Genomic DNA, 21,822 nt, shown 5'->3' with positions numbered 1-21,822 from the left:
CCGGTTTGAGGAGTATGGGAATGAAAGGTACTGTTTTTGCCGTAGCGCTAAACCACCAAAGCCAGCGTGCGGCCTGGGCTGAGGCGTTTGAAAAAGCCCCCTATAACGCGCCGCCAAAAACGGCGGTGTGGTTTATCAAGCCACATAACACCGTTATTCGCGCAGGCGAGCCGATTCCCTTCCCGCAGGGAGAAACCGTGTTAAGCGGCGCAACGGTGGCGCTGGTGGTGGGCAAAACCGCCAGCAAAGTACGCGTTGAAGAGGCGGCGGCGTACATCGCCGGCTACGCGCTGGCCAACGAAATCAGCCTGCCGGAAGAGAGCTTCTACCGCCCGGCTATTAAAGCCAAATGCCGGGATGGATTTTGCCCGCTCGGCGAACCTGTCGCCGTTGATAACGTGGACAACCTGACCATCATCACCGAGATCAACGGTCGCGAAGCGGACCACTGGAACACGACCGATCTGCACCGCAACGCCGCCGAACTGCTGAGCGCCCTGAGCGAATTTGCCACCCTGAACCCCGGCGATGCGATATTGCTCGGTACCCCGCAAAGCCGCGTCGAAATTCGCCCGGGCGATCGGGTACGCATTCTGGCAGAGGGATTTCCGCCGCTGGAAAACCCGGTGGTGGAGGAACGCGACGTTGCCATCGCTTCGCGCACGCCGCCGCACGCCACGCTGTTCGCCCTCGGCCTGAACTACGCCGATCACGCCAGCGAGCTGGACTTCAAGCCCCCCACCGAGCCGCTGGTGTTTATCAAAGCGCCAAACACCTTTAATGGCGACAACCAGACCTCGGTGCGCCCAAACAACATTGAATACATGCATTACGAAGCCGAGCTGGTGGTGGTCATCGGTAAAACCGCGCGTAAGGTCAGCGAAGCCGAGGCGATGGACTATGTTGCGGGCTACACGGTGTGCAACGACTACGCCATCCGCGATTATCTCGAAAACTACTATCGCCCGAACCTGCGGGTGAAAAGCCGCGACGGGCTGACCCCCATCAGCCCGAACGTAGTGCCAAAAGAAGCCATCCCTGACCCGCACAACCTTCGTCTTCGCACCTACGTCAACGGTGAACTGCGTCAGGAAGGCACCACCGCCGATCTCATTTTCAGCATCCCATTCCTGATTGCGTATCTGAGCGATTTCATGACCCTGCAACCGGGCGACATGATTGCCACCGGCACGCCGAAGGGGCTGTCCGACGTGGTGCCGGGCGATGAGGTGGTAGTGGAAGTGGAAGGCGTAGGCCGCCTGGTAAACCGAATTGTCAGTGAGGAGACTGCAAAATGAAAAAGATTAACCACTGGATCAACGGGAAAAACGTCGCCGGAAGTGAGTACTTCCAAACCACTAACCCGGCCTCCGGCGAGGTGCTGGCAGAAGTGGCCTCCGGCGGCGAAGCCGAAATCCATCAGGCCGTTGCCGCCGCCAAAGAGGCGTTCCCGAAATGGGCCAACCTGCCGATGAAGGAGCGTGCGCGCCTGATGCGTCGCCTGGGGGATCTGATTGACCAGAACGTGCCGGACATTGCCGCCATGGAAACCGCCGACACCGGCCTGCCGATCCACCAGACCAAAAACGTGCTCATTCCACGCGCCTCGCACAACTTTGAGTTCTTCGCCGAGGTGTGCCAGCAGATGAACGGCAAAACCTACCCGGTCGATGACAAGATGCTCAACTACACCCTCGTGCAGCCGGTAGGCGTTTGTGCGCTGGTGTCGCCGTGGAACGTGCCGTTTATGACCGCCACCTGGAAGGTCGCGCCGTGCCTGGCGCTGGGTAACACCGCGGTGCTGAAGATGTCCGAGCTCTCCCCGCTGACCGCCGACCGTCTGGGCGAGCTGGCGCTGGAGGCGGGCATTCCGGCGGGCGTGCTGAACGTAGTGCAGGGCTATGGCGCCACGGCGGGCGACGCGCTGGTGCGTCATCATGACGTGCGCGCCGTCTCCTTCACCGGCGGCACCGCCACCGGGCGTAACATCATGAAAAACGCCGGGCTGAAGAAGTATTCCATGGAGCTGGGCGGCAAATCTCCGGTGCTGATTTTTGAAGACGCGGACATTGAGCGCGCGCTGGACGCCGCCCTGTTCACCATCTTCTCCATCAATGGCGAACGCTGCACCGCCGGCTCGCGCATCTTCATCCAGCAGAGCATCTACCCGGAGTTCGTCAAACGCTTTGCCGAGCGCGCCAGCCGCCTGCGCGTGGGCGACCCGACCGATCAGAACACCCAGATTGGCGCGCTGATCAGCAAGCAGCACTGGGAGAAGGTCTCCGGCTACATCCGCCTCGGCATTGAAGAGGGGGCAACCCTGCTGGCGGGCGGCCCGGACAAACCGACCGATCTTCCTGCGCACCTGAAAAGCGGCAATTTCCTGCGCCCGACCGTGCTGGCGGATGTCGATAACCGCATGCGCGTGGCGCAGGAAGAGATCTTCGGGCCGGTGGCCTGCCTGCTGCCGTTTAAGGACGAAGCGGAAGGCCTGCGCCTGGCAAACGACGTGGAGTATGGCCTGGCGTCGTACATCTGGACGCAGGACGTCAGCAAAGTGCTGCGACTGGCGCGCAACATTGAAGCCGGCATGGTGTTCGTTAACACCCAGAACGTGCGCGACCTGCGCCAGCCGTTTGGCGGCGTGAAGGCCTCCGGCACCGGGCGTGAGGGCGGCGAGTACAGCTTTGAGGTCTTCGCGGAGATGAAAAACGTCTGTATCTCCATGGGCGACCATCCGATTCCAAAATGGGGGATCTGATCATGGGAAAATTAGCGTTAGCGGCAAAAATCACCCACGTGCCGTCAATGTATCTCTCTGAACTGCCGGGCAAAAACCACGGTTGCCGCCAGTCAGCCATCGACGGGCATAAAGAGATCAGCAAGCGCTGCCGCGAGCTGGGCGTCGATACCATTATCGTCTTCGACACCCACTGGCTGGTGAACAGCGCGTATCACATCAACTGTGCGGACCATTTTTCAGGCGTCTACACCAGCAACGAGCTGCCGCATTTTATTCGCGACATGACCTACGACTACGACGGCAACCCGGAACTCGGCCAGCTGATCGCCGACGAAGCGGTGAAGCTTGGCGTGCGCGCCAAGGCGCACAACATCCCGAGCCTCAAGCTGGAGTACGGCACGCTGGTGCCGATGCGCTACATGAACGCGGATAAGCACTTCAAAGTGATCTCCATCTCGGCGTTCTGCACGGTTCACGACTTCGCCGACAGCCGCAGGCTGGGCGAGGCCATCGTCAGCGCCATCGAAAAATACGACGGCACCGTGGCGGTGCTCGCCAGCGGCTCGCTGTCGCACCGCTTTATCGACGACCAGCGCGCGGAGGAAGGGATGAACAGCTATACCCGCGAGTTTGACCGCCAGATGGATGAGCGGGTAGTGAAGCTGTGGCGCGAGGGGCAGTTCAAAGAGTTTTGCAGCATGCTGCCGGAGTACGCCGACTACTGCTACGGCGAGGGCAACATGCACGACACGGTGATGCTGCTGGGGATGCTCGGCTGGGACAACTACGACGGTAAGGTGGAGTTTCTCACCGAGCTGTTCGCCAGCTCCGGCACCGGCCAGGTCAACGCCGTTTTCCCGCTGCCCGCGTAAGGAGCCACCATGCCGCATTTTATTGCTGAATGTACCGACAACATCCGCGAGCAGGCCGACCTGCCGGGGCTGTTCGCCAAAGTGAACGAGGCGCTCGCCGCCACGGGGATCTTCCCGCTCGGCGGTATCCGCAGCCGCGCCCACTGGCTGGACACCTGGCAGATGGCCGACGGCAAGCACGATTACGCCTTTGTGCATATGACGCTCAAAATCGGCGCCGGGCGCAGTCTGGAGAGCCGGGAAGAGGTCGGTGAAATGCTGTTTGCGCTGATCAAAACGCATTTTGCAGCGCTGATGACCGCCCGCTATCTGGCGCTGTCTTTCGAGCTCGACGAGCTGCACCCGACGCTCAATTACAAGCAGAACAACGTGCACGCGTTGTTTAAGTAGCCGTCTGCTCGCCCGGTGGCGCTTCGCTTACCGGGCCTACAACGGCTCGAACGTAGGCCGGGATCGCTACGCGCCACCCGGCAACAACAGGATATCGCCATGCTCGACAAACACACCCATACCCTGATCGCCCACCGCCTGCATCAGGCGGAACAATCCCGGGAGCAGATCCGCGCGATCTCGCTTGAGTATCCGGAGATCACCATTGAAGACGCCTACGCCGTCCAGCGCGAATGGGTGAGCCTGAAAATTGCCGAAGGCCGCGTGCTGAAAGGCCACAAGATCGGCCTCACCTCCAAAGCGATGCAGGCCAGCTCGCAGATCAGCGAGCCAGACTACGGCGCGCTGCTGGACGATATGTTCTTCCACGACGGCAGCGACATTCCCGTGGATCGCTTTATCGTCCCGCGCATCGAAGTGGAGCTGGCCTTTGTGCTGGCAAAACCGCTGCGCGGCCCGAACTGCACGATCTTCGACGTTTACAACGCCACGGATTACGTCATCCCTGCCCTGGAGCTGATCGACGCCCGCTGCCACAACGTTGACCCGGAAACCCAGCGCCCGCGCAAGGTATTCGACACTATCTCCGATAACGCCGCCAACGCGGGCGTGATCCTCGGCGGCCGCCCGATTAAACCCGACGAACTGGATCTGCGCTGGATCTCCGCCCTGCTCTACCGCAACGGCGTGATCGAAGAGACCGGCGTGGCCGCAGGCGTCCTTAATCATCCGGCGAACGGCGTGGCGTGGCTGGCGAACAAACTCGCGCCATACGACGTGCAGCTTGAGCCAGGCCAGATCATCCTCGGCGGCTCGTTTACCCGCCCGGTTGCCGCCAGCAGAGGCGACACCTTCCACGTCGACTACGGCAACATGGGCTCCATCAGCTGCCGCTTTGTGTAAGGAGATGATCATGCAAAACGCATTCAAAGCGGCGCTGAAAGCGGGCCGACCGCAAATCGGGTTATGGCTGGGGCTAACCAGCAGCTACAGCGCTGAGCTATTGGCCGGGGCCGGTTTTGACTGGCTGCTGATCGACGGGGAGCACGCGCCGAACAGCGTGCAGACCATTCTGACTCAGCTACAGGCCATCGCCCCTTATCCCAGCCAGCCGGTGGTGCGCCCGTCGTGGAACGATCCGGTGCAGATCAAGCAGCTGCTGGACGTGGGGGTGCAAACCCTGCTGGTGCCGATGGTGCAAAACGCCGACGAAGCGCGGCTGGCGGTCAGCGCCACCCGCTATCCGCCTGTCGGCATTCGCGGCGTCGGCAGCGCGCTGGCGCGGGCGTCGCGCTGGAACCGTATCCCGGACTACCTGCATCAGGCTAACGACGCCATGTGCGTGCTGGTGCAAATCGAAACCCTAAGAGCGTTAAAAAACCTGCCGCAGATCCTGGACGTGGACGGCGTCGACGGCGTGTTTATCGGCCCGGCGGATCTGAGTGCCGACATGGGCTTTGCCGGTAATCCGCAGCACCCGGAGGTGCAGGCCGCCATTGAGCAGGCGATCGCGCAGATACGCGCCGCCGGTAAAGCGCCCGGCATCCTGATGGCGAACGAGCAACTGGCGAAACGTTACCTTGCACTCGGCGCGCTGTTTGTCGCCGTCGGCGTCGACACCACCCTGCTCGCCCGCGGCGCGGAAGCGCTGGCGGCACGCTTTATCGAACAACCGGTTACGTCAGTTAATAACAATAAATCCGTCTACTAAACGTACGATGTGGAGCGCAACATGACGACCTCAACCCTGCATAATAAAGCTGTTGAACATCGCGTTATTAATAAGCTGTTCCGTCGTTTGATCGTGTTTCTTTTTATCCTGTTTGTTTTCTCGTTTCTCGATCGCATCAACATCGGCTTTGCCGGGCTAACGATGGGCAAAGATCTGGGCCTCACGTCGACCATGTTTGGCCTGGCCGCGACCTTGTTTTACGTCACCTACGTGCTGTGCGGGATCCCCAGCAACATCATGCTGGCGAAAATCGGCGCGCGGCGCTGGATCGCCGGGATCATGGTGGTGTGGGGCATCGCCTCTACCTGCACCATGTTCGCCACCAGCCCGGAAACGCTCTACGTCCTGCGCATGCTGGTGGGCATTGCCGAAGCCGGTTTCCTGCCGGGGATCCTGGTCTATCTCACCTGGTGGTTCCCGGCGTATCACCGCGCCCGCGCCAACGCGTTGTTTATGATCGCCATGCCGGTGACCATGATGCTCGGCTCGATCCTCTCCGGGTACATTCTGGCGATGGACGGGCTGTGGAACCTGAAGGGCTGGCAGTGGCTGTTCCTGCTGGAGGGGCTGCCGTCGGTGGTGCTCGGCGTGGTGACCTGGTTCTACCTTAACGACACCCCGGATCAGGCCACCTGGCTGGATGATGATGAAAAGCAGGCACTCAAAACGATGATCGCCCGCGAGCAGGAACTGGCCATTGCGCACGTCGCCACGCCGCGATCGACGCTGCGCGAGGTGCTGACGCCCGCCGTACTGCTCTACACGCTGGCCTACTTCTGTCTGACGAATACGCTGAGCGCGATCAACATCTGGACGCCGCAGATCCTGCAAAGCTTCAACACCGGCAGCAGCAATATCGTGATTGGCCTGCTGGCGGCGATCCCGCAGTTTTGCACCATCCTCGGGATGATCTGGTGGAGCCGCCGCTCCGACAGGCTGAAAGAGCGAAAAAAGCACACTATCCTGCCGTATCTGTTTGCGGCGGCGGGATGGATGCTGGCCTCGGCGACCGATCACAGCCTGATCCAGCTGCTTGGCATCATCATGGCCTCAACCGGATCGTTTACCGCCATGGCGATATTCTGGACCACGCCGGACCAGGTGATTAGCCTGCAATCCCGCGCGGTGGCGCTGGCGGTGATCAACGCCATCGGCAACGTCGGGTCTGCCGTCAGCCCATTGCTGATTGGTATTCTGCGCGACGCGACCGGCAGCTTCAGCTCGGGGCTGTGGTTCGTGGCGGGTCTGCTGGTAGTGGGCGCGCTGGTGCTGACGCGCATTCCGATGACGCAGCGGGTTCAAAAGAGGAACGATCATGTGCCAGAGCCCTATCGCCAACATTGATATCAGCAAGGAGTACGACGAAAGTCTGGGCACCGACGATGTGCACTACCAGTCGTTCGCCCGCATGGCGGCCTTTTTTGGCCGCGACATGCAGGCGCACCGCCACGACCAGTATTTTCAGATGCATTTTCTCGACACCGGGCAGATTGAGCTGCAGCTCGACGACCACCGCTACTCGGTGCAGGCGCCGCTGTTCGTTCTGACGCCGCCGTCGGTGCCGCACGCGTTTATCACTGAATCCGACAGCGACGGCCACGTGCTGACGGTGCGCGAGGATCTTATCTGGCCGTTGTTAGAAGTGCTCTACCCCGGCACGCGGGAGGCGTTCGGCCTGCCGGGGATCTGCCTGTCGCTTGCCGACAGGCCTGACGAGCTGGCGGCGCTGAAGCATTACTGGCAGCTCATTGCCCGGGAATCCACGGAACAGCTGCCGGGCCGTGAGCATACGCTGGTTCTGCTGGCGCAGGCCGTATTTACCCTGCTGCTGCGCAACGCGAAGCTCGACGACCACGCTTCAGGCGGCATGCGCGGCGAGCTGAAGCTGTTTCAGCGCTTTAACCAGCTGACAGATGCGCATTACCACGAGCACTGGACGGTGCCGGAATACGCCAGCGAACTGCATCTTACCGAATCCCGCCTGACCGATATCTGCCGCCGCTTTGCCAACCGCTCGCCGAAACGGCTGATCTTCGACCGCCAGCTGCGGGAAGCCAGGCGCTTGCTGCTGTTTTCCGACAGCACAGTGAGCGAAATTGCCTGGCAACTGGGGTTTAAAGATCCGGCCTATTTCGCCCGTTTTTTCAACCGACTGACGGGGTGCTCACCCAGCGCATACCGGGCGCAGAAAGTACCGGTTTCCTGAACGCATCACGGTTCGTAGGGCGGGTAAGCGCAGCGCCACCCGCCGAAAAGCCGCACAGATCACAAAACAACATCCCACCCGAAAAGTACCTGCCGTTGTCCCAATCGTCCCTTCACGTTCAGCCCCTCTCACGCTTCAATTAAACAACAAAAACAAAACATAAATTTAACAACCATCTTCCGATACGAGGTCCCTATGAAGCCTGAAGATTTCCGCGCTGATGCCAAACGTCCGTTAACCGGTGAAGAGTATTTAAAAAGCCTGCAAGATGGCCGTGAGATTTATATCTACGGCGAGCGCGTTAAGGACGTCACTACCCACCCGGCATTTCGCAATGCGGCGGCGTCCATCGCCCAGATGTACGATGCCCTGCACAAGCCAGACATGCAGGATACCCTCTGCTGGGGCACCGACACCGGCAGCGGCGGCTACACCCATAAATTCTTCCGCGTGGCGAAAAGCGCCGACGATCTGCGCCAGCAGCGCGACGCCATCGCCGAGTGGTCGCGCCTGAGCTACGGCTGGATGGGCCGCACGCCAGACTACAAAGCCGCGTTCGGCTGCGCGCTGGGGGCGAACCCTGCCTTCTACGGTCAGTTCGAGCAGAACGCCCGCAACTGGTACACCCGTATTCAGGAAACCGGCCTGTACTTTAACCACGCCATCGTCAACCCGCCTATCGACCGCCATAAACCGGCGGACGAGGTGAAAGACGTTTACATCAAGCTGGAGAAAGAGACCGATGCCGGGATCATCGTCAGCGGCGCGAAAGTGGTGGCCACCAACTCGGCGCTGACCCACTACAACATGATTGGTTTTGGCTCTGCGCAGGTAATGGGCGAAAACCCGGACTTCGCGCTAATGTTCGTCGCGCCGATGGATGCCGAAGGGGTGAAGCTGATCTCCCGCGCCTCTTACGAGATGGTGGCAGGGGCGACCGGTTCCCCGTACGACTACCCGCTCTCCAGCCGCTTTGACGAGAACGACGCCATTCTGGTGATGGATCATGTGCTGATCCCGTGGGAAAACGTGCTGATCTACCGCGATTTCGACCGCTGCCGTCGCTGGACGATGGAAGGTGGCTTCGCCCGCATGTACCCGCTTCAGGCCTGCGTGCGTCTGGCGGTGAAGCTCGACTTCATCACCGCTCTGCTGAAGAAATCGCTGGAGTGTACCGGCACCCTCGAGTTCCGCGGCGTGCAGGCGGATCTCGGCGAAGTGGTGGCGTGGCGCAACATGTTCTGGGCGCTGAGCGACTCCATGTGCTCCGAAGCCACGCCGTGGGTAAACGGCGCGTACCTGCCTGACCACGCGGCGTTACAGACCTACCGCGTGATGGCGCCAATGGCCTACGCGAAAATCAAGAACATCATCGAACGCAACGTGACCTCCGGGCTGATCTACCTGCCGTCCAGCGCGCGGGACCTGAACAACCCGCAGATCGACCAGTATCTGGCGAAGTATGTGCGCGGCTCCAACGGGATGGATCACGTCGAACGCATCAAGATTCTGAAACTGATGTGGGATGCCATCGGTAGCGAGTTTGGCGGACGTCACGAGCTGTACGAAATCAACTACTCCGGTAGCCAGGATGAGATCCGCCTGCAATGCCTGCGTCAGGCGCAAAGCTCCGGCAACATGGACAAGATGATGGCGATGGTTGACCGCTGCATGTCCGAGTACGACCAGCACGGCTGGACCGTACCGCACCTGCACAACAACACTGATATCAACATGCTGGATAAGCTGCTGAAATAACGCAGCGGGAGGTTTCAATGCAATCTGAAGAACGCCTGCGTTTTCGCGACGCGATGGCCAGCCTGTCGGCGGCGGTGAATGTGGTCACCACCGAGGGCGATGCGGGCCGCTGCGGCATTACCGCCACCGCCGTCTGTTCGGTCACGGATACCCCGCCCTCGGTCATGGTCTGCATCAACGCCAACAGCGCCATGAACCCGGTCTTCCAGGGCAACGGCAAACTGTGCGTCAACGTGCTGAACCACGAGCAGGAGATCATGGCCCGCCACTTTGCCGGGATGACCGGCATGGCCATGGAGGAGCGCTTTGCTCTCTCCTGCTGGCAGAAAGGACCGCTGGCGCAGCCGGTGCTGAAAGGCGCCCTGGCAAGCCTGGAAGGTGAGATAACCCAGGTGCAAACCATCGGCACCCATCTGGTCTACCTGGTGGAGATTAAGAACATCATCCTCAGCAGCGAGGGGCACGGCCTGATCTACTTCAAACGCCGTTTCCACCCGGTGATGATGGAGATGGAAGCCGCGGTTTGATCCCGTTGCACAAAAAAACGCTAAGGTTTCCGCAAAGGTGCGCCGTTAACTATCCATAAGATAAATTTTTCGGGGCGGCTGACGACGTCGTCAGCCGCCCCCTTAACGCTGGAAAGTCTTATGGCCCCTTCACCCCGAAGCCGCTCGGCTGAGCGTCTGGTTGACATCATTATTGCTCTGCACCGCAACGGAAGCGTTAATCGCCGCGATCTGATGCAAAAATTTGGCATTACCGAACGTACGGTGTACCGCGATCTACAGGCCCTTTCCCCAATTATCGAACACGACGGCAAAGGACGCTATCAGCTGCTGCCCGCATATCAGCCCTGCCGCTGCACGCAATGCCCTGATGCGAACGACGAAACCCCGCAGGGCTAGATTATTCTCAGTGATCTCAATCACATATTTTCTCCCGCCGGGGGTGAGCCTTAACCACTCACCCTCGCTTTTGACCGCTCACGCATCGCTTTCAACCACTCACCCATTTACCGTGCTTTACACGCGCGAGGATCTGGCACGATCGCTCCAGCATTAATCAATACCTCCTCACAACGAACCCTGACCCTTTTTTCTTTACATAAAAAACCAGGTCTTACTATGGATACTAAAAAACTACTTAAGCACGTGCCCTGGGCCATCCTCGGGATCATCGGCGCTTTCTGTCTGGCGGTTGTCGCATTACGCCGGGGCGAGCACGTCAGCGCCCTGTGGATCGTGGTCGCGTCGGTTTCCGTCTATCTTGTGGCTTATCGCTACTACAGCTTGTACATCGCGCAGAAGGTCATGAAGCTCGACCCGACGCGCGCCACCCCGGCGGTCATTAACAATGACGGCCTGAACTATGTGCCAACCAACCGTTACGTGCTGTTTGGTCACCACTTCGCCGCCATTGCAGGCGCGGGTCCGCTGGTCGGTCCGGTGCTGGCTGCGCAGATGGGCTACCTGCCGGGTACGCTCTGGCTGCTGGCGGGCGTAGTGCTGGCGGGAGCGGTGCAGGACTTTATGGTGCTGTTTATCTCCTCGCGCCGTAATGGTTCGTCGCTGGGCGAGATGATCAAAGAGGAGATGGGCCGCGTGCCGGGCACGATCGCCCTCTTCGGCTGCTTCCTGATCATGATCATCATCCTGGCAGTGCTGGCCCTGATCGTGGTGAAAGCGCTGGCCGAAAGTCCGTGGGGCGTCTTCACCGTCTGCTCTACCGTGCCGATTGCGCTGTTCATGGGCATCTACATGCGCTTCCTGCGCCCAGGCCGCGTTGGCGAGGTGTCGGTCATCGGTATCGTGCTGCTGGTCGCCTCCATCTACTTCGGCGGCGTGATTGCCCACGACCCGTACTGGGGCCCGGCGCTGACCTTTAAAGACACCACCATCACCTTCGCGCTGATCGGTTACGCGTTCATCTCAGCGCTGCTGCCGGTGTGGCTGATTCTGGCTCCGCGCGACTACCTGGCGACCTTCCTGAAAATCGGCGTTATCGTCGGGCTGGCCATTGGTATTGTGATCATCAACCCGGAGCTGAAAATGCCGGCGGTGACCCAGTACATTGACGGTACCGGTCCGCTGTGGAAAGGCGCCCTTTTCCCGTTCCTGTTTATCACCATCGCCTGCGGCGCCGTATCTGGCTTCCACGCGCTGATCTCCTCTGGCACCACGCCGAAGCTGATGGCCAACGAAACCGACGCGCGCTTCATCGGTTATGGGGCGATGCTGATGGAATCCTTCGTGGCGATCATGGCGCTGGTTGCGGCGTCGATTATCGAGCCTGGGCTGTACTTCGCGATGAACACCCCACCAGCGGGTCTCGGCATCACCATGCCAAACCTGCATGAGATGGGCGGCGAAAATACCGCGCTGATTATGGCGCAGCTGAAAGACGCCAGCGCACACGCGGCGGCGACCGTCAGCTCCTGGGGCTTCGTGATTTCGCCTGAGCAGATTATGCAGACCGCGAAAGACATCGGCGAACCATCCGTGCTGAACCGCGCAGGTGGCGCACCGACGCTGGCGGTGGGTATCGCACACGTGTTCCACAAAGTGCTGCCGTGGGCGGACATGGGCTTCTGGTACCACTTCGGTATTCTGTTTGAAGCGCTGTTCATCCTCACCGCGCTGGATGCCGGTACGCGTGCAGGCCGCTTCATGTTGCAGGATCTGCTGGGTAACTTCGTGCCGTTCCTGAAGAAAACCGACTCTCTGGTAGCAGGTGTTCTGGGTACTGCGGGCTGCGTAGGTCTGTGGGGTTATCTGCTGTATCAGGGCGTTGTAGACCCGCTGGGCGGCGTGAAGAGCCTGTGGCCGCTGTTCGGCATCTCTAACCAGATGCTGGCGGCCGTGGCCCTGGTGCTGGGTACCGTTGTCCTCGTGAAGATGAAACGCACCAAGTACATCTGGGTCACCGTGGTGCCTGCGCTGTGGCTGCTGCTCTGCACCACCTGGGCGCTGGGTCTGAAACTGTTCAGCACCAACCCGCAGCTGGAAGGCTTCTTCTTCATGGCTAACCAGTACAAAGAGAAGATTGCCGCAGGCGGCGCGGATCTGACTGCGCAGCAGATTGCCAACATGAACCATATCGTGGTGAACAACTACACCAACGCGGGTCTGAGCATTCTGTTCCTGGTGGTGGTGTACAGCATTATCTTCTACGGCATTAAAACCTGGATGAAAGTGCGTAACGCCGATGGCCGTACAGACAAAGAAACCCCGTACGTGCCGGTGCCGGAAGGCGGCGTGAAGACGTCTTCACACCATTAATAAAATGGCGGGTGGCGCTGCGCTGACCCGCCCTACAACGTTACTGTAGGCCCGGTAAGCGTAGCGCCACCGGGCTTTTTCTTATCAGGACACGTTATGTTTGGTAACTTAGGCGAAGCAAAAAAATACCTCGGTCAGGCGGCGAAAATGCTGATTGGCATTCCGGACTATGACAACTACGTTGAGCATATGAAGACCAACCATCCGGATAAGCCGTACATGACCTACACTGAATTCTTCCGCGAGCGTCAGGAAGCGCGCTACGGCGGAAGTGGAGAAGGCGGCGTCCGCTGCTGCTAAAGGAGAAACCATGACCCCGATTGCCGTTACCCTGCTGACCGGTTTTCTCGGTGCCGGTAAAACCACCCTGCTGCGCCACATCCTGAATGAACAGCACGGCTTCAAAATCGCCGTCATTGAAAACGAATTTGGCGAAGTCTCCGTTGACGATCAGCTGATTGGCGACCGCGCCACGCAGATCAAAACCCTGACCAACGGCTGCATCTGCTGCACCCGCTCCAGTGAATTAGAAGACGCCCTGCTGGACCTGCTCGACAGCCGCGATCGCGGTGACATCGTCTTCGACCGTCTGGTGATCGAGTGCACCGGCATGGCCGACCCCGGCCCGATTATTCAGACCTTTTTCTCCCACGACATTCTGTGCCAGCGCTACCTGCTGGACGGCGTCATCGCCCTGGTCGACGCGGTACACGCCGACGAACAGATGAACCAGTTCACCATCGCCCAGTCTCAGATTGGCTACGCCGACCGCATTCTGCTGACCAAAACCGACGTGGCGGGTGAAAGCGAAAAACTGCGTGAGCGCCTGACGCGCATCAACTCGCGCGCACCCATTTATACCGTGACGCACGGCGATATCGACCTGTCTCAGCTGTTCAACACCAACGGCTTTATGCTGGAGGAGAACGTCACCGCGAAACCGCGCTTCCACTTTATGGCAGACAAGCAAAATGACGTAGCGTCGATTGTGGTGGAGCTGGACTACCCGGTGGACATCAGCGAGGTCTCGCGCGTGATGGAGAACCTGCTGCTGTCGTTTGCCGACAATCTGCTGCGCTATAAAGGAATGCTGTGGATCGACGGCGAGCCGAACCGCCTGCTGTTCCAGGGCGTGCAGCGCCTGTACAGCGCCGACTGGGATCGTCCGTGGGGCGATGAACCGCCGCACAGCGTGATGGTGTTTATTGGAATACAGCTGCCGGAAGAGGAAATTCGGGCAGCGTTTACGGGACTGAAAAAGTAAATCGTCGCTCCCCTTTAAACAGTAAAGGGGGCGTATTTCATTAGGGCAAAATGCGGGTTTCGCCCTTTCTGTTTGCAATATTGTCTGTTAATGTTCTTATCATGAATGAAATCATGCTTTGATTAATATTGGTTACAATATTAATTAATTGGATTCATATAATTTTCATGAATTGGTAGGCGTAATATGGCAATCATTATTCCCACGGTTAGCAGCTGTAGCGAGAAAATTACGGCAGGAGAAAAAAGACTGGCAAGGCTTCTGGAGGGTGGGCTCAGCGAACAATGTACCTGCTGGTATGATATCCGAATGGGAGACAAAGACGATCATCCTGATTTTGTGATTCTGGCCCCCGATAAAGGGCTGCTGTTTATAGAAGTGAAAGACTGGTATATCACAAAAATAAAATCGGCTAATAAAACCCATATTAATTATGAAACCAAAAACGGCATAGAGCCGTTGAAGAACCCACTCGAACAAGTTCGACAATATACCTTTCATATCATCAATAGCCTGAAAAAAGATCCCCTGCTTCGCCAGAAACAGGGAGAGCATGAGGGCGGTTTTATTATGCCGTATGGATACGGTGTTTATTTGAGCAACATCACTCGGGCACAGCTGGAAAAGAGTTTTACACCTGAGGAGTTGAATGAAATATTGCCCGCCAGCCAGGTGATATGCAAAGACGAACTCAACGAGTTTATGACTCGAGAACAAATCTCTGGCCGGCTCGAATCCCTTCTCAAACATCACTTTGTTCATAACACAACACCACAGCAGCTCGACCGCATCCGGTGGCATCTTTATCCCGATGTCCGCATTAACCCATCCGTTACGCGGGTTGACCTGGATAATTTTACTTTCCACACCCCTGATGTGGTATGCATGATGGACAGGAACCAGGAACAACTCGCCAGAAGTATGGGGGCGGGACACAGGGTAATTCATGGCGTGGCAGGTTCGGGCAAAACGCTCATTTTGCACCACCGATGTATTGAGCTTGCCAACAACATTGAAAACACCAAACCGATACTTGTGATTTGCTACAACATTACGCTGGCTAAAAAACTCAAAGCGCAGCTCGAACAGCATAGCCTCAGACTTCCCGTCGAAGTTATCCATTTCCACGCCTGGTGTTATCAGCAATTAAACGCGCATCGGCGTCTTCCCCCCAGGAGCAAAAACTTTATTGAGCTGATGGAGAATGCGCTGACGGTGGCATTTGAAGAGGGAGCAATCAAACCGGAGCAGTACAGCGCCGTTTTGATAGATGAAGGACACGATTTTAAACCGGAATGGCTAAGAATCCTCGCCAAAATGCCGGACAATAAAGATAGCTCCCTGCTGTTTCTGTACGATGACGCTCAGTCAATTTATCAGAAAAAGAAAGCTCTCGATTTTACCCTGTCCAGCGTCGATATAAAGGCTCAGGGCCGTACAACTATTTTGGATACCAATTATCGCAACACCCGGCAAATACTCCATTTTGCCAGCAGCGTAGCATTTAATTATCTCAATAATCACATAGAAGCTTCTCTCAAATACCAGCAGCCTGCCGCAGGTGGCCTGTCCGGGAAGTATCCCGCGCTGGCCAGCTTTGATAATCAGGACGAGGAGATTACGCGCGTCCTCGATTGGGTCACAGAGCAGCGACAGGAAGGTGTTGCGTGGTCAGAAATCGCCATACTGTGCCCCTCAACCTACAGCATTTCAGGCATGCTCGCGCCAAGGCTTGAAGCCCGCAAGATCCCATACCAGATGATTGTCTCCAGCGATGATAAAAAGCACTGGTCCCCGCAGAATGATTACCTCTGCGTCATGCCGCTGCCCAGCAGCAAGGGGCTTGAGTTTAATTCGGTCGCCATTATGGATGCGGCAAAGGAAAGGGACAGTGAAGATCTGAGTGACGATATCAAGCGCCTTTACGTCGGCATTACCCGCGCACGACAGAATCTTCTGGTGACAATGCACGGAACCGGAAGCCTGCGAGATCATCTGGTCGAGACCTGGGAAAAGAGCGTTAAGTCGATCTAACTATTCCGCGTTGAAAAGTATCTGCACCGAACAATCCCCTCTCCCCTGTGGGGAGAGGGCCAGGGTGAGGGGTAAAGCCCAATATTATTTCAACGCCTCCGGCAGCGTCACAATCCACAGCTCGCTGTCGGACTCCGGCTTCTTCAGTGGCTTGACGCTGAGAGTAGTTTCAACCGCTTTGTCATCCAGCGTCAGCTTGCCTTCCGCGTTCACCCGATAATCCTTGAGCTTCTTGCCCTCGGCCGGGTTGTGCATCGCCACCTTCACGCCAAAGTCATTATCGTTCGCCACCGCCAGCGTTTTGTCGTCAATCAGCGCCAGCCCTTCGGCCTTTTCCTGCTGCCAGCCCAGCGCACGCAGATCGACCACCTGCGTTTTTTCCGCAAGTGTAATGCCGCGCTGCGCCAGCGTTTTCTCATCGTCAAATTCCGGGTATTCGCCCGGCTTGTCGAAGGCGGCCAGATCGCTCGCCTTGCTCAGATCCACCCTGTAGATGAGGTTACGCATTACGTCGTTTTTATCTTCGCCCTGTTCAATCAGCAGGATAGTGTGGTTATCCAGCGCCACGATATCGCCGATTTTGGCGTCGCTGTTTTTGCTGTAGGCCGCGCTGTCGACAGGGTAGCCGTACATCGCGGTTTTTCCGGTCGCCGGATCGAAGCTAACCAGTCGCGTAAACAGCGCCTGCTTTTTGCTCTTCCCGTCGATATCCAACGTACTCTGGACAGCGGCGATAATACGTCCGTCCGGCATGCGGGTCAGGCCTTCAAATCCCCGGTTTGCCTGGCGCCATTTGATAACATTTGGCAGACCGCCGGCGATGGATTTCTCCCCTTCCGCCGCCTGTGGGCCGTGGATCGCGAGGATTTTCCCTTTACTGTCAATATTAATCAGGAACGGGCCATACTCATCGCACAGCCAGTAGCCGCCCTTCCCGTCCGGCGTGATGCCTTCCGTATCCAGCCCGCGGTTATCGCCTTTCAGCACTTTTAAGGTGTCGCTTAGCGCGATTTCATTGGTGGAACCAATCACGCCACTTTGCAGCGGCAGACCGTTGATTTCGCCTTTATCGTCATGCAAAGGACGCGCGTTCACGGCCTCCGCTTTACCGTTTTGCACGCGGATCGTCATTAGCTGCGGGGCGAAATCCGGGGTAACAAAGATTTTAGCGTCATTTTTCCCCATTTTTGGCGAATCCGCGTTAGGACCGCGATCGGTCACGGTCATAAACGTCAGGGCGTCGCCCTGCTTGCCCATAAACAGCAGGCCAGAGCCAATCCCCACAGGCAGCCCGTTCGGAAACGCGCTGGCAAACGCACCGCTGTATTTGACATGCGCACCTTCGGGAAAACTGACGACGTAACGCTCCGCGGTTGGCTGTGCCGCCAGGCCAGAGAAAGAGAGCGCACAACCAATTAGCACAGGAATGATTTTTCTTTTCATAGTGTTAGCGCCCAGTAAGTGAAGCCAACAACGTAATGAAGAAATGTGTCAGAAAAATGACATGGTGAAAGCGGTTCGGCACGACGGGGCGTATAGCCACCTCCAGAAATGTAAACCTGTGTCTTTATCTGTGACAACTGAAACACTTTTGGAAATTATTAGAAACTCAATTAATTCATCCTGAACTAATTTTTCCGGCCCGTTCAGCGTACGTTTAATGAGAATCCTGAACCCTTCCTAAACGCGAATGCATTACGTATTGACTCCTTGCCGGGTCAACATTCGAACAACATTTAAAATTCAAAAACCAAACAAAAACAGCATAAAAACGTGACAAGCATCGCATTTGCAGAGATAAACAGCTCTTGTTAAGGTGCCCTCAGATTAATTTGATGACGAGGAAAAACTCATGAAAAAGCTCAACGTTCTCCTTCTTTCCGCTCTGACTGCCGTATCGGGCTCCGCACTGGCCATGGGCGGCAGCATTGAGCAGGGTAAAAACTTTACCAACCTGAATGTGGAAATGGGGAAATCAACCTCCGGTCTGTACACCGAAGGTAGCTGGCTGAAAAACACCGATGACGGCACCACAACCGGTGGCGTAGGTGCAGGCTACAACTTTGAAGTCGGCCCGGTGATGCTGAACGCAGGCGCTAAGGCCCTCTACGTTGGCCCGAAAAAAGGCGATAACGGCGTGGCGTTCCCGGTCGGCGGCGGTGTGAACGTTGCCCTGACCGACAGCATCAGGGTATTCGGTGAAGGCTACGTTGCGCCAGACGGCCTGAACAACAGCGTGAAAAACTACGTTGAAGCGAACGGTGGCGTAAGCTGGACGCCAGTGAAGCCGGTGACGCTGAAGGTGGGTTATCGTCACGTGAGCGTTGATGGTAAAGACGGTCGTCCTAACCACACGCTGATTGACGGCGCATATGTTGGCGGTGGCGTGTCCTTCTAAGCCTGTTTGCCCGTTTCGCCCGGCGGCGCTACGCTTGCACGGGCCTACAATGAAGGGTGCAATTTATGAATATTATTGCACCTTGTAGGCCGGGTAAGCGTAGCGCCACCAGGCAAAAAAGGCGATGAGACTGTTAATAAAAAAACCTGCCGGATGGCAGGTTTTTTTATGTCCGACATTACTTGCGAACGACCACCAGCTTCTGGTTCACAAACTCTTTGATCCCCAGGTCCGACAGCTCGCGTCCGTAACCCGAACGTTTTACGCCGCCGAACGGCAGTTCTGCCGCCGTATCGGTGAGCCAGTTGATGTACACCATCCCGGTCTCAATACGCGATGCCATTTTCTTCGCGCGCTCAATATCCTGGCTGAACACCGCTCCGCCCAGGCCGTAGTGGGAGTCGTTCGCCAGCGCGACCGCCTCGTCGTCGTTTTTCACCACGTAAATCTGCGCTACCGGGCCAAAGAACTCTTCGAAGTACGCCGGGTTGTCGCGTGAGATGTTGGTCAGGATGGTCGGCTCAAAGAAGCTCCCGTCTCGCTGCACAGGTTTGCCGCCATAGTGCAGCGTAGCGCCGTTTTTCACCGCCTCGTTAACCTGTTTGGTCAACGTGTCGAGCGCGTCTTTAGAGGACAGCGGCCCCAGCGTGGTGCTTTCGTCCAGCGGATCGCCAATCTTCACCTGCTTAAATACCTCGGTGAATTTGCTCAGGAAGGCATCGGCAATCTTTTCATGCAGGATAAAGCGCTTCGCCGCGGTACAGACCTGCCCGGCGTTGTTGAGCCGCGCGTTAACGCCGATCTTCACCGCTTTATCCAGGTCCGCATCGTCGAGCACCACGAATACGTCGTTACCGCCAAGCTCCAGCGTGGATTTCTTAATGTGCTTCGCCGCCTGGGCCGCTACCACGCTGCCCGCTTTTTCTGAACCGGTTAGCGCCGCGCCCTGTACGCGATCGTCAGCGATGATGTTCGCCACCTGATCGGACGAGATAAACAGGTTGGTCCACGCCCCTTCCGGCGCGCCCGCCTCACGCACCAGATGGGCGAAGGTTTCCGCACAGTGCGGCACAATGCTGGCGTGTTTAGCGATGACAGGGTTACCCGCCGCCAGGTTTGGCGCCAGAACGCGCATCAACTGATAGTATGGGAAGTTCCATGGTTCGACGGCCATCAGCACGCCAATGGGGTGATGTTCAACCCATGCTTCCCCGAGTTCAGAGTCATACTTCACCGGGGCCAGGAACTGCTTCGCGTTGTCCGCATAGTAGCGGGCGATTTGCGCGCACAGCTTCACCTCGCCGCGGCTCTGTTCGATGAGCTTACCCATCTCCTGGCTGGCGATTTTCGCCAGCTCCTCCACGCGTTCGTCGATCAGGTCCGCCAGCTTATGCAGTACCGGCAGGCGCTGGCTTATGTCGCCTTTCGCCCAGTCGGAGTGATAGAGCGCATCGGCTGCCTTCAGCGCCGCTTCAACATCTGCGTCAGTGTGGGAGGGATATTCTTTGATGAGCTGGTTAGTGGCAGGATTTACTGTCTGATAAGCCATATCGAATCTCCATGTTTTACCGCTTAGGGTATTAAGGGTAGTCAACATGACTGGCTATGAAGGTAAAGTTGGGTATATACGGAAGGTTCTTAATGAAGCGCTGCCAGACGGTTTGCTGACGTGGTATAAAAAACGTCCAGAAGGAGTTCATATGACCGATACCCGACACATCCGGCAGACTTTTCACCGCGCCTCAGGCCTTGAGCTGCGCAGCACGTGGCAGAGCACGCAGGCCTATAAGCGTCATTGTCACCCGCAGCTCTCCATCGGCGCAATTGTGGAAGGCCAGACATGCTGCGTGTGTAATGGCAGAGAATACATCCTCCAGCCCGGGGACCTGATTGTGATCCCGGCTTATGTCCCACACAGCTGCAACCCTGTTGCCGGGCAGCCGCGTAGTTATCATATGCTTTATATCGATACGGACCTTCACCTTGCGGTTCAGGTGATTCGCAACGCTACGCTGTTTATGTATTACCGGGAAGTTGTTGAGAGGATGTCCCCTGCGTCCGTGGACAGGCTGCTTGCTGCCCTTCCCCATTGCATGGATGAGGCAGAAAAGCCTGGATCAACCAGCCAGCAGGTTCAGCAGGCATTTCTTTCCAGTCTTTCCAGCCCGCCTTCCCTCGACGCACTTGCGCAACGATTCTCGCTGCGAAAGGAGACGCTGATCCGTACCTTCAAGAAGGACACGGGCCTGACGCCTGGCAGCTTCCTCAATATCTTCCGCGTAGAGTACGCCAAAGCGCGGCTGCGTGCCGGGGATGATATCGCCGATGTCGGCTACCAGAGCGGGTTTGCTGACCAGAGCCATTTTCATAAGACCTTTGTGCGCTACACCGCCGCCACACCGCGCCAGTACGCTACGGGCCGATCAATATCAGACAATAAATAAGTTCTGTGTTTCCGTAATCTGGCCCCAGTTTTGCATTCTGAGGTCGCTATGGAACTGTTCTTCCCTTCCGCTTTTCTCGCCCTGGCGCTGGCGCATTTTGTTGCCCTGTTAAGCCCGGGCCCGGATTTTTTCCTGCTGATGGGCTACGCCGCCCGCTACCGACTGCGCGGCAGCGCCGGATTGTGCATCGGGATAGCGGCAGGAAACGGGCTTTACATTTTGCTGGTCATTATGGGATGGAGCGCGCTGCGTCAGTTCGCGTGGCTGTTCACGTTGATTGAATTATCCGGCGCACTGTATTTGCTCTGGATCGGCTCGCATCTTGTACGCAGCCGACCGCAGACGCTGACGCTAAATGAAACACATGAGCGCTGCCCCTCGCTGCGTAAGCAGATCCTGCTGGGGCTGGGTTCGGCGCTGTTGAATCCCAAAAACGCGTTGTTCTACCTGGCGCTGATGACGGCGTTACTCGGGCCGGACGTCACGCTGCTTCAGCAGGCGACCTGCGGCGTCTGGATGGTGATGGTAGTACTGGTATGGGATTTTGCGCTGGTGTCGCTGATGGGGTTACCGGCGGTTCAGCGAAAGCTCAGCCGTTCGCTCTGGCTGATAGAGCGCACGGCGGGGGTGGTATTGATGGGGTTTGGTGGGTGGGTGCTGTGGCGGTTTTTGCACTTTTCCCCCGTATCCCTCTATCCTTAAC

At 57.6% G+C, this 21,822-nt stretch carries 20 protein-coding genes; 18 read left to right on the top strand and 2 right to left on the bottom strand.

Features of this window, described 5'->3' with window-relative positions; genetic code table 11:
- The first annotated feature begins 20 nt into the window (after window positions 1-20).
- From hpaG to BFV65_RS02790, 15 genes are all read left to right on the top strand, one after another.
- A complete protein-coding gene (hpaG, locus tag BFV65_RS02860; RefSeq protein WP_069596219.1) occupies window positions 21-1,298 on the top strand; it encodes a 4-hydroxyphenylacetate degradation bifunctional isomerase/decarboxylase in 1,278 nt (425 codons plus the stop codon).
- The gene (gene hpaE / locus BFV65_RS02855) at window positions 1,295-2,761 is read left to right on the top strand and encodes a 5-carboxymethyl-2-hydroxymuconate semialdehyde dehydrogenase (protein ID WP_069596218.1); all 1,467 of its coding nucleotides are present in this window, start codon (window positions 1,295-1,297) and stop codon (window positions 2,759-2,761) included. Before hpaG ends, hpaE begins: the two co-directional genes overlap by 4 nt.
- Before the next feature lie 2 nt (window positions 2,762-2,763).
- On the top strand, window positions 2,764-3,615 hold the full coding sequence (hpaD, locus tag BFV65_RS02850) for a 3,4-dihydroxyphenylacetate 2,3-dioxygenase (RefSeq protein WP_023299259.1): 852 nt from the start codon (window positions 2,764-2,766) through the stop codon (window positions 3,613-3,615).
- Between the two features lie 9 nt (window positions 3,616-3,624).
- The gene (locus BFV65_RS02845; RefSeq protein ID WP_046619808.1) at window positions 3,625-4,005 is read left to right on the top strand and encodes a 5-carboxymethyl-2-hydroxymuconate Delta-isomerase; all 381 of its coding nucleotides are present in this window, start codon (window positions 3,625-3,627) and stop codon (window positions 4,003-4,005) included.
- A gap of 99 nt (window positions 4,006-4,104) precedes the next feature.
- Window positions 4,105-4,908, top strand: a complete 804-nt coding sequence (gene hpaH / locus BFV65_RS02840; RefSeq protein ID WP_015572593.1) for a 2-oxo-hept-4-ene-1,7-dioate hydratase — start codon at window positions 4,105-4,107, stop codon at window positions 4,906-4,908.
- 10 nt (window positions 4,909-4,918) lie between these two features.
- Window positions 4,919-5,716, top strand: coding sequence for a 4-hydroxy-2-oxoheptanedioate aldolase (hpaI, locus tag BFV65_RS02835; RefSeq protein ID WP_069596217.1), 798 nt, complete (start codon window positions 4,919-4,921; stop codon window positions 5,714-5,716).
- A gap of 21 nt (window positions 5,717-5,737) precedes the next feature.
- Window positions 5,738-7,081 carry a 4-hydroxyphenylacetate permease gene (hpaX, locus tag BFV65_RS02830; RefSeq protein ID WP_069596216.1) on the top strand — a complete coding sequence of 448 codons (1,344 nt, stop codon included), beginning with the start codon at window positions 5,738-5,740 and terminating at the stop codon, window positions 7,079-7,081.
- Entirely contained in the window at window positions 7,053-7,943 is an 891-nt protein-coding gene (hpaA, locus tag BFV65_RS02825; RefSeq protein WP_022646953.1) for a 4-hydroxyphenylacetate catabolism regulatory protein HpaA, read from the top strand. The genes hpaX and hpaA overlap by 29 nt, the downstream gene beginning before the upstream one ends.
- 195 nt (window positions 7,944-8,138) lie before the next feature.
- Window positions 8,139-9,701 (top strand): 4-hydroxyphenylacetate 3-monooxygenase, oxygenase component, encoded by a 1,563-nt coding sequence (gene hpaB, locus BFV65_RS02820; RefSeq protein ID WP_010427196.1) that lies wholly within the window; start codon window positions 8,139-8,141, stop codon window positions 9,699-9,701.
- A 17-nt stretch (window positions 9,702-9,718) separates the two neighbouring features.
- On the top strand, window positions 9,719-10,228 hold the full coding sequence (locus BFV65_RS02815) for a 4-hydroxyphenylacetate 3-monooxygenase reductase subunit (protein WP_003856606.1): 510 nt from the start codon (window positions 9,719-9,721) through the stop codon (window positions 10,226-10,228).
- 120 nt (window positions 10,229-10,348) lie between these two features.
- The gene (locus tag BFV65_RS02810; RefSeq protein WP_022646951.1) at window positions 10,349-10,606 is read left to right on the top strand and encodes an HTH domain-containing protein; all 258 of its coding nucleotides are present in this window, start codon (window positions 10,349-10,351) and stop codon (window positions 10,604-10,606) included.
- 219 nt (window positions 10,607-10,825) lie between these two features.
- Complete coding sequence (gene btsT / locus BFV65_RS02805; protein ID WP_069596215.1) at window positions 10,826-12,979, top strand: pyruvate/proton symporter BtsT; 2,154 nt, start codon at window positions 10,826-10,828, stop codon at window positions 12,977-12,979.
- 96 nt (window positions 12,980-13,075) lie between these two features.
- Window positions 13,076-13,279, top strand: coding sequence for a YbdD/YjiX family protein (locus BFV65_RS02800; protein ID WP_003856610.1), 204 nt, complete (start codon window positions 13,076-13,078; stop codon window positions 13,277-13,279).
- 10 nt (window positions 13,280-13,289) lie between these two features.
- Window positions 13,290-14,243, top strand: coding sequence for a GTPase (gene yjiA, locus BFV65_RS02795; protein ID WP_069596214.1), 954 nt, complete (start codon window positions 13,290-13,292; stop codon window positions 14,241-14,243).
- A 186-nt stretch (window positions 14,244-14,429) separates the two neighbouring features.
- The gene (locus BFV65_RS02790) at window positions 14,430-16,277 is read left to right on the top strand and encodes a 3'-5' exonuclease (protein WP_038415242.1); all 1,848 of its coding nucleotides are present in this window, start codon (window positions 14,430-14,432) and stop codon (window positions 16,275-16,277) included.
- A gap of 84 nt (window positions 16,278-16,361) precedes the next feature.
- Here the strand turns inward: BFV65_RS02790 and BFV65_RS02785 are convergent, their stop codons facing one another.
- Entirely contained in the window at window positions 16,362-17,720 is a 1,359-nt protein-coding gene (locus BFV65_RS02785; protein WP_069596213.1) for an esterase-like activity of phytase family protein, read from the bottom strand.
- 409 nt (window positions 17,721-18,129) lie between these two features.
- Between BFV65_RS02785 and BFV65_RS02780 the strand changes: the two genes are divergently transcribed.
- Entirely contained in the window at window positions 18,130-18,675 is a 546-nt protein-coding gene (locus BFV65_RS02780; protein ID WP_023299248.1) for a YfaZ family outer membrane protein, read from the top strand.
- A 178-nt stretch (window positions 18,676-18,853) separates the two neighbouring features.
- Here BFV65_RS02780 and BFV65_RS02775 read toward each other — a convergent pair whose 3' ends face one another.
- Window positions 18,854-20,224: an NAD-dependent succinate-semialdehyde dehydrogenase gene (locus tag BFV65_RS02775; protein WP_069596212.1), complete on the bottom strand. Its 1,371-nt coding sequence runs from the start codon at window positions 20,222-20,224 to the stop codon at window positions 18,854-18,856.
- A gap of 151 nt (window positions 20,225-20,375) precedes the next feature.
- Between BFV65_RS02775 and BFV65_RS02770 the strand changes: the two genes are divergently transcribed.
- Entirely contained in the window at window positions 20,376-21,119 is a 744-nt protein-coding gene (locus BFV65_RS02770; RefSeq protein ID WP_069597083.1) for a helix-turn-helix domain-containing protein, read from the top strand.
- A gap of 48 nt (window positions 21,120-21,167) precedes the next feature.
- Complete coding sequence (locus BFV65_RS02765) at window positions 21,168-21,821, top strand: LysE family translocator (protein ID WP_058645753.1); 654 nt, start codon at window positions 21,168-21,170, stop codon at window positions 21,819-21,821.
- The last annotated feature ends 1 nt before the right edge of the window (window position 21,822 follow it).

The sequence above is a fragment of the Enterobacter hormaechei subsp. hoffmannii genome, from assembly GCF_001729745.1.
GTDB lineage: Bacteria > Pseudomonadota > Gammaproteobacteria > Enterobacterales > Enterobacteriaceae > Enterobacter > Enterobacter intestinihominis.
This window is presented reverse-complemented; position numbering and strand designations above follow the sequence as displayed.

What these genes read in the sequence shown, in the direction of transcription:
- hpaG (WP_069596219.1), top strand. Translation starts at nt 21, where the DNA reads ATGAAAGGTACTGTTTTTGCCGTAGCGCTAAACCACCAAAGCCAGCGT.
- hpaE (WP_069596218.1), top strand. Translation starts at nt 1,295, where the DNA reads ATGAAAAAGATTAACCACTGGATCAACGGGAAAAACGTCGCCGGAAGT.
- hpaD (WP_023299259.1), top strand. Translation starts at nt 2,764, where the DNA reads ATGGGAAAATTAGCGTTAGCGGCAAAAATCACCCACGTGCCGTCAATG.
- BFV65_RS02845 (WP_046619808.1), top strand. Translation starts at nt 3,625, where the DNA reads ATGCCGCATTTTATTGCTGAATGTACCGACAACATCCGCGAGCAGGCC.
- hpaH (WP_015572593.1), top strand. Translation starts at nt 4,105, where the DNA reads ATGCTCGACAAACACACCCATACCCTGATCGCCCACCGCCTGCATCAG.
- hpaI (WP_069596217.1), top strand. Translation starts at nt 4,919, where the DNA reads ATGCAAAACGCATTCAAAGCGGCGCTGAAAGCGGGCCGACCGCAAATC.
- hpaX (WP_069596216.1), top strand. Translation starts at nt 5,738, where the DNA reads ATGACGACCTCAACCCTGCATAATAAAGCTGTTGAACATCGCGTTATT.
- hpaA (WP_022646953.1), top strand. Translation starts at nt 7,053, where the DNA reads ATGTGCCAGAGCCCTATCGCCAACATTGATATCAGCAAGGAGTACGAC.
- hpaB (WP_010427196.1), top strand. Translation starts at nt 8,139, where the DNA reads ATGAAGCCTGAAGATTTCCGCGCTGATGCCAAACGTCCGTTAACCGGT.
- BFV65_RS02815 (WP_003856606.1), top strand. Translation starts at nt 9,719, where the DNA reads ATGCAATCTGAAGAACGCCTGCGTTTTCGCGACGCGATGGCCAGCCTG.
- BFV65_RS02810 (WP_022646951.1), top strand. Translation starts at nt 10,349, where the DNA reads ATGGCCCCTTCACCCCGAAGCCGCTCGGCTGAGCGTCTGGTTGACATC.
- btsT (WP_069596215.1), top strand. Translation starts at nt 10,826, where the DNA reads ATGGATACTAAAAAACTACTTAAGCACGTGCCCTGGGCCATCCTCGGG.
- BFV65_RS02800 (WP_003856610.1), top strand. Translation starts at nt 13,076, where the DNA reads ATGTTTGGTAACTTAGGCGAAGCAAAAAAATACCTCGGTCAGGCGGCG.
- yjiA (WP_069596214.1), top strand. Translation starts at nt 13,290, where the DNA reads ATGACCCCGATTGCCGTTACCCTGCTGACCGGTTTTCTCGGTGCCGGT.
- BFV65_RS02790 (WP_038415242.1), top strand. Translation starts at nt 14,430, where the DNA reads ATGGCAATCATTATTCCCACGGTTAGCAGCTGTAGCGAGAAAATTACG.
- BFV65_RS02785 (WP_069596213.1), bottom strand. Translation starts at nt 17,720, where the DNA reads ATGAAAAGAAAAATCATTCCTGTGCTAATTGGTTGTGCGCTCTCTTTC.
- BFV65_RS02780 (WP_023299248.1), top strand. Translation starts at nt 18,130, where the DNA reads ATGAAAAAGCTCAACGTTCTCCTTCTTTCCGCTCTGACTGCCGTATCG.
- BFV65_RS02775 (WP_069596212.1), bottom strand. Translation starts at nt 20,224, where the DNA reads ATGGCTTATCAGACAGTAAATCCTGCCACTAACCAGCTCATCAAAGAA.
- BFV65_RS02770 (WP_069597083.1), top strand. Translation starts at nt 20,376, where the DNA reads ATGACCGATACCCGACACATCCGGCAGACTTTTCACCGCGCCTCAGGC.
- BFV65_RS02765 (WP_058645753.1), top strand. Translation starts at nt 21,168, where the DNA reads ATGGAACTGTTCTTCCCTTCCGCTTTTCTCGCCCTGGCGCTGGCGCAT.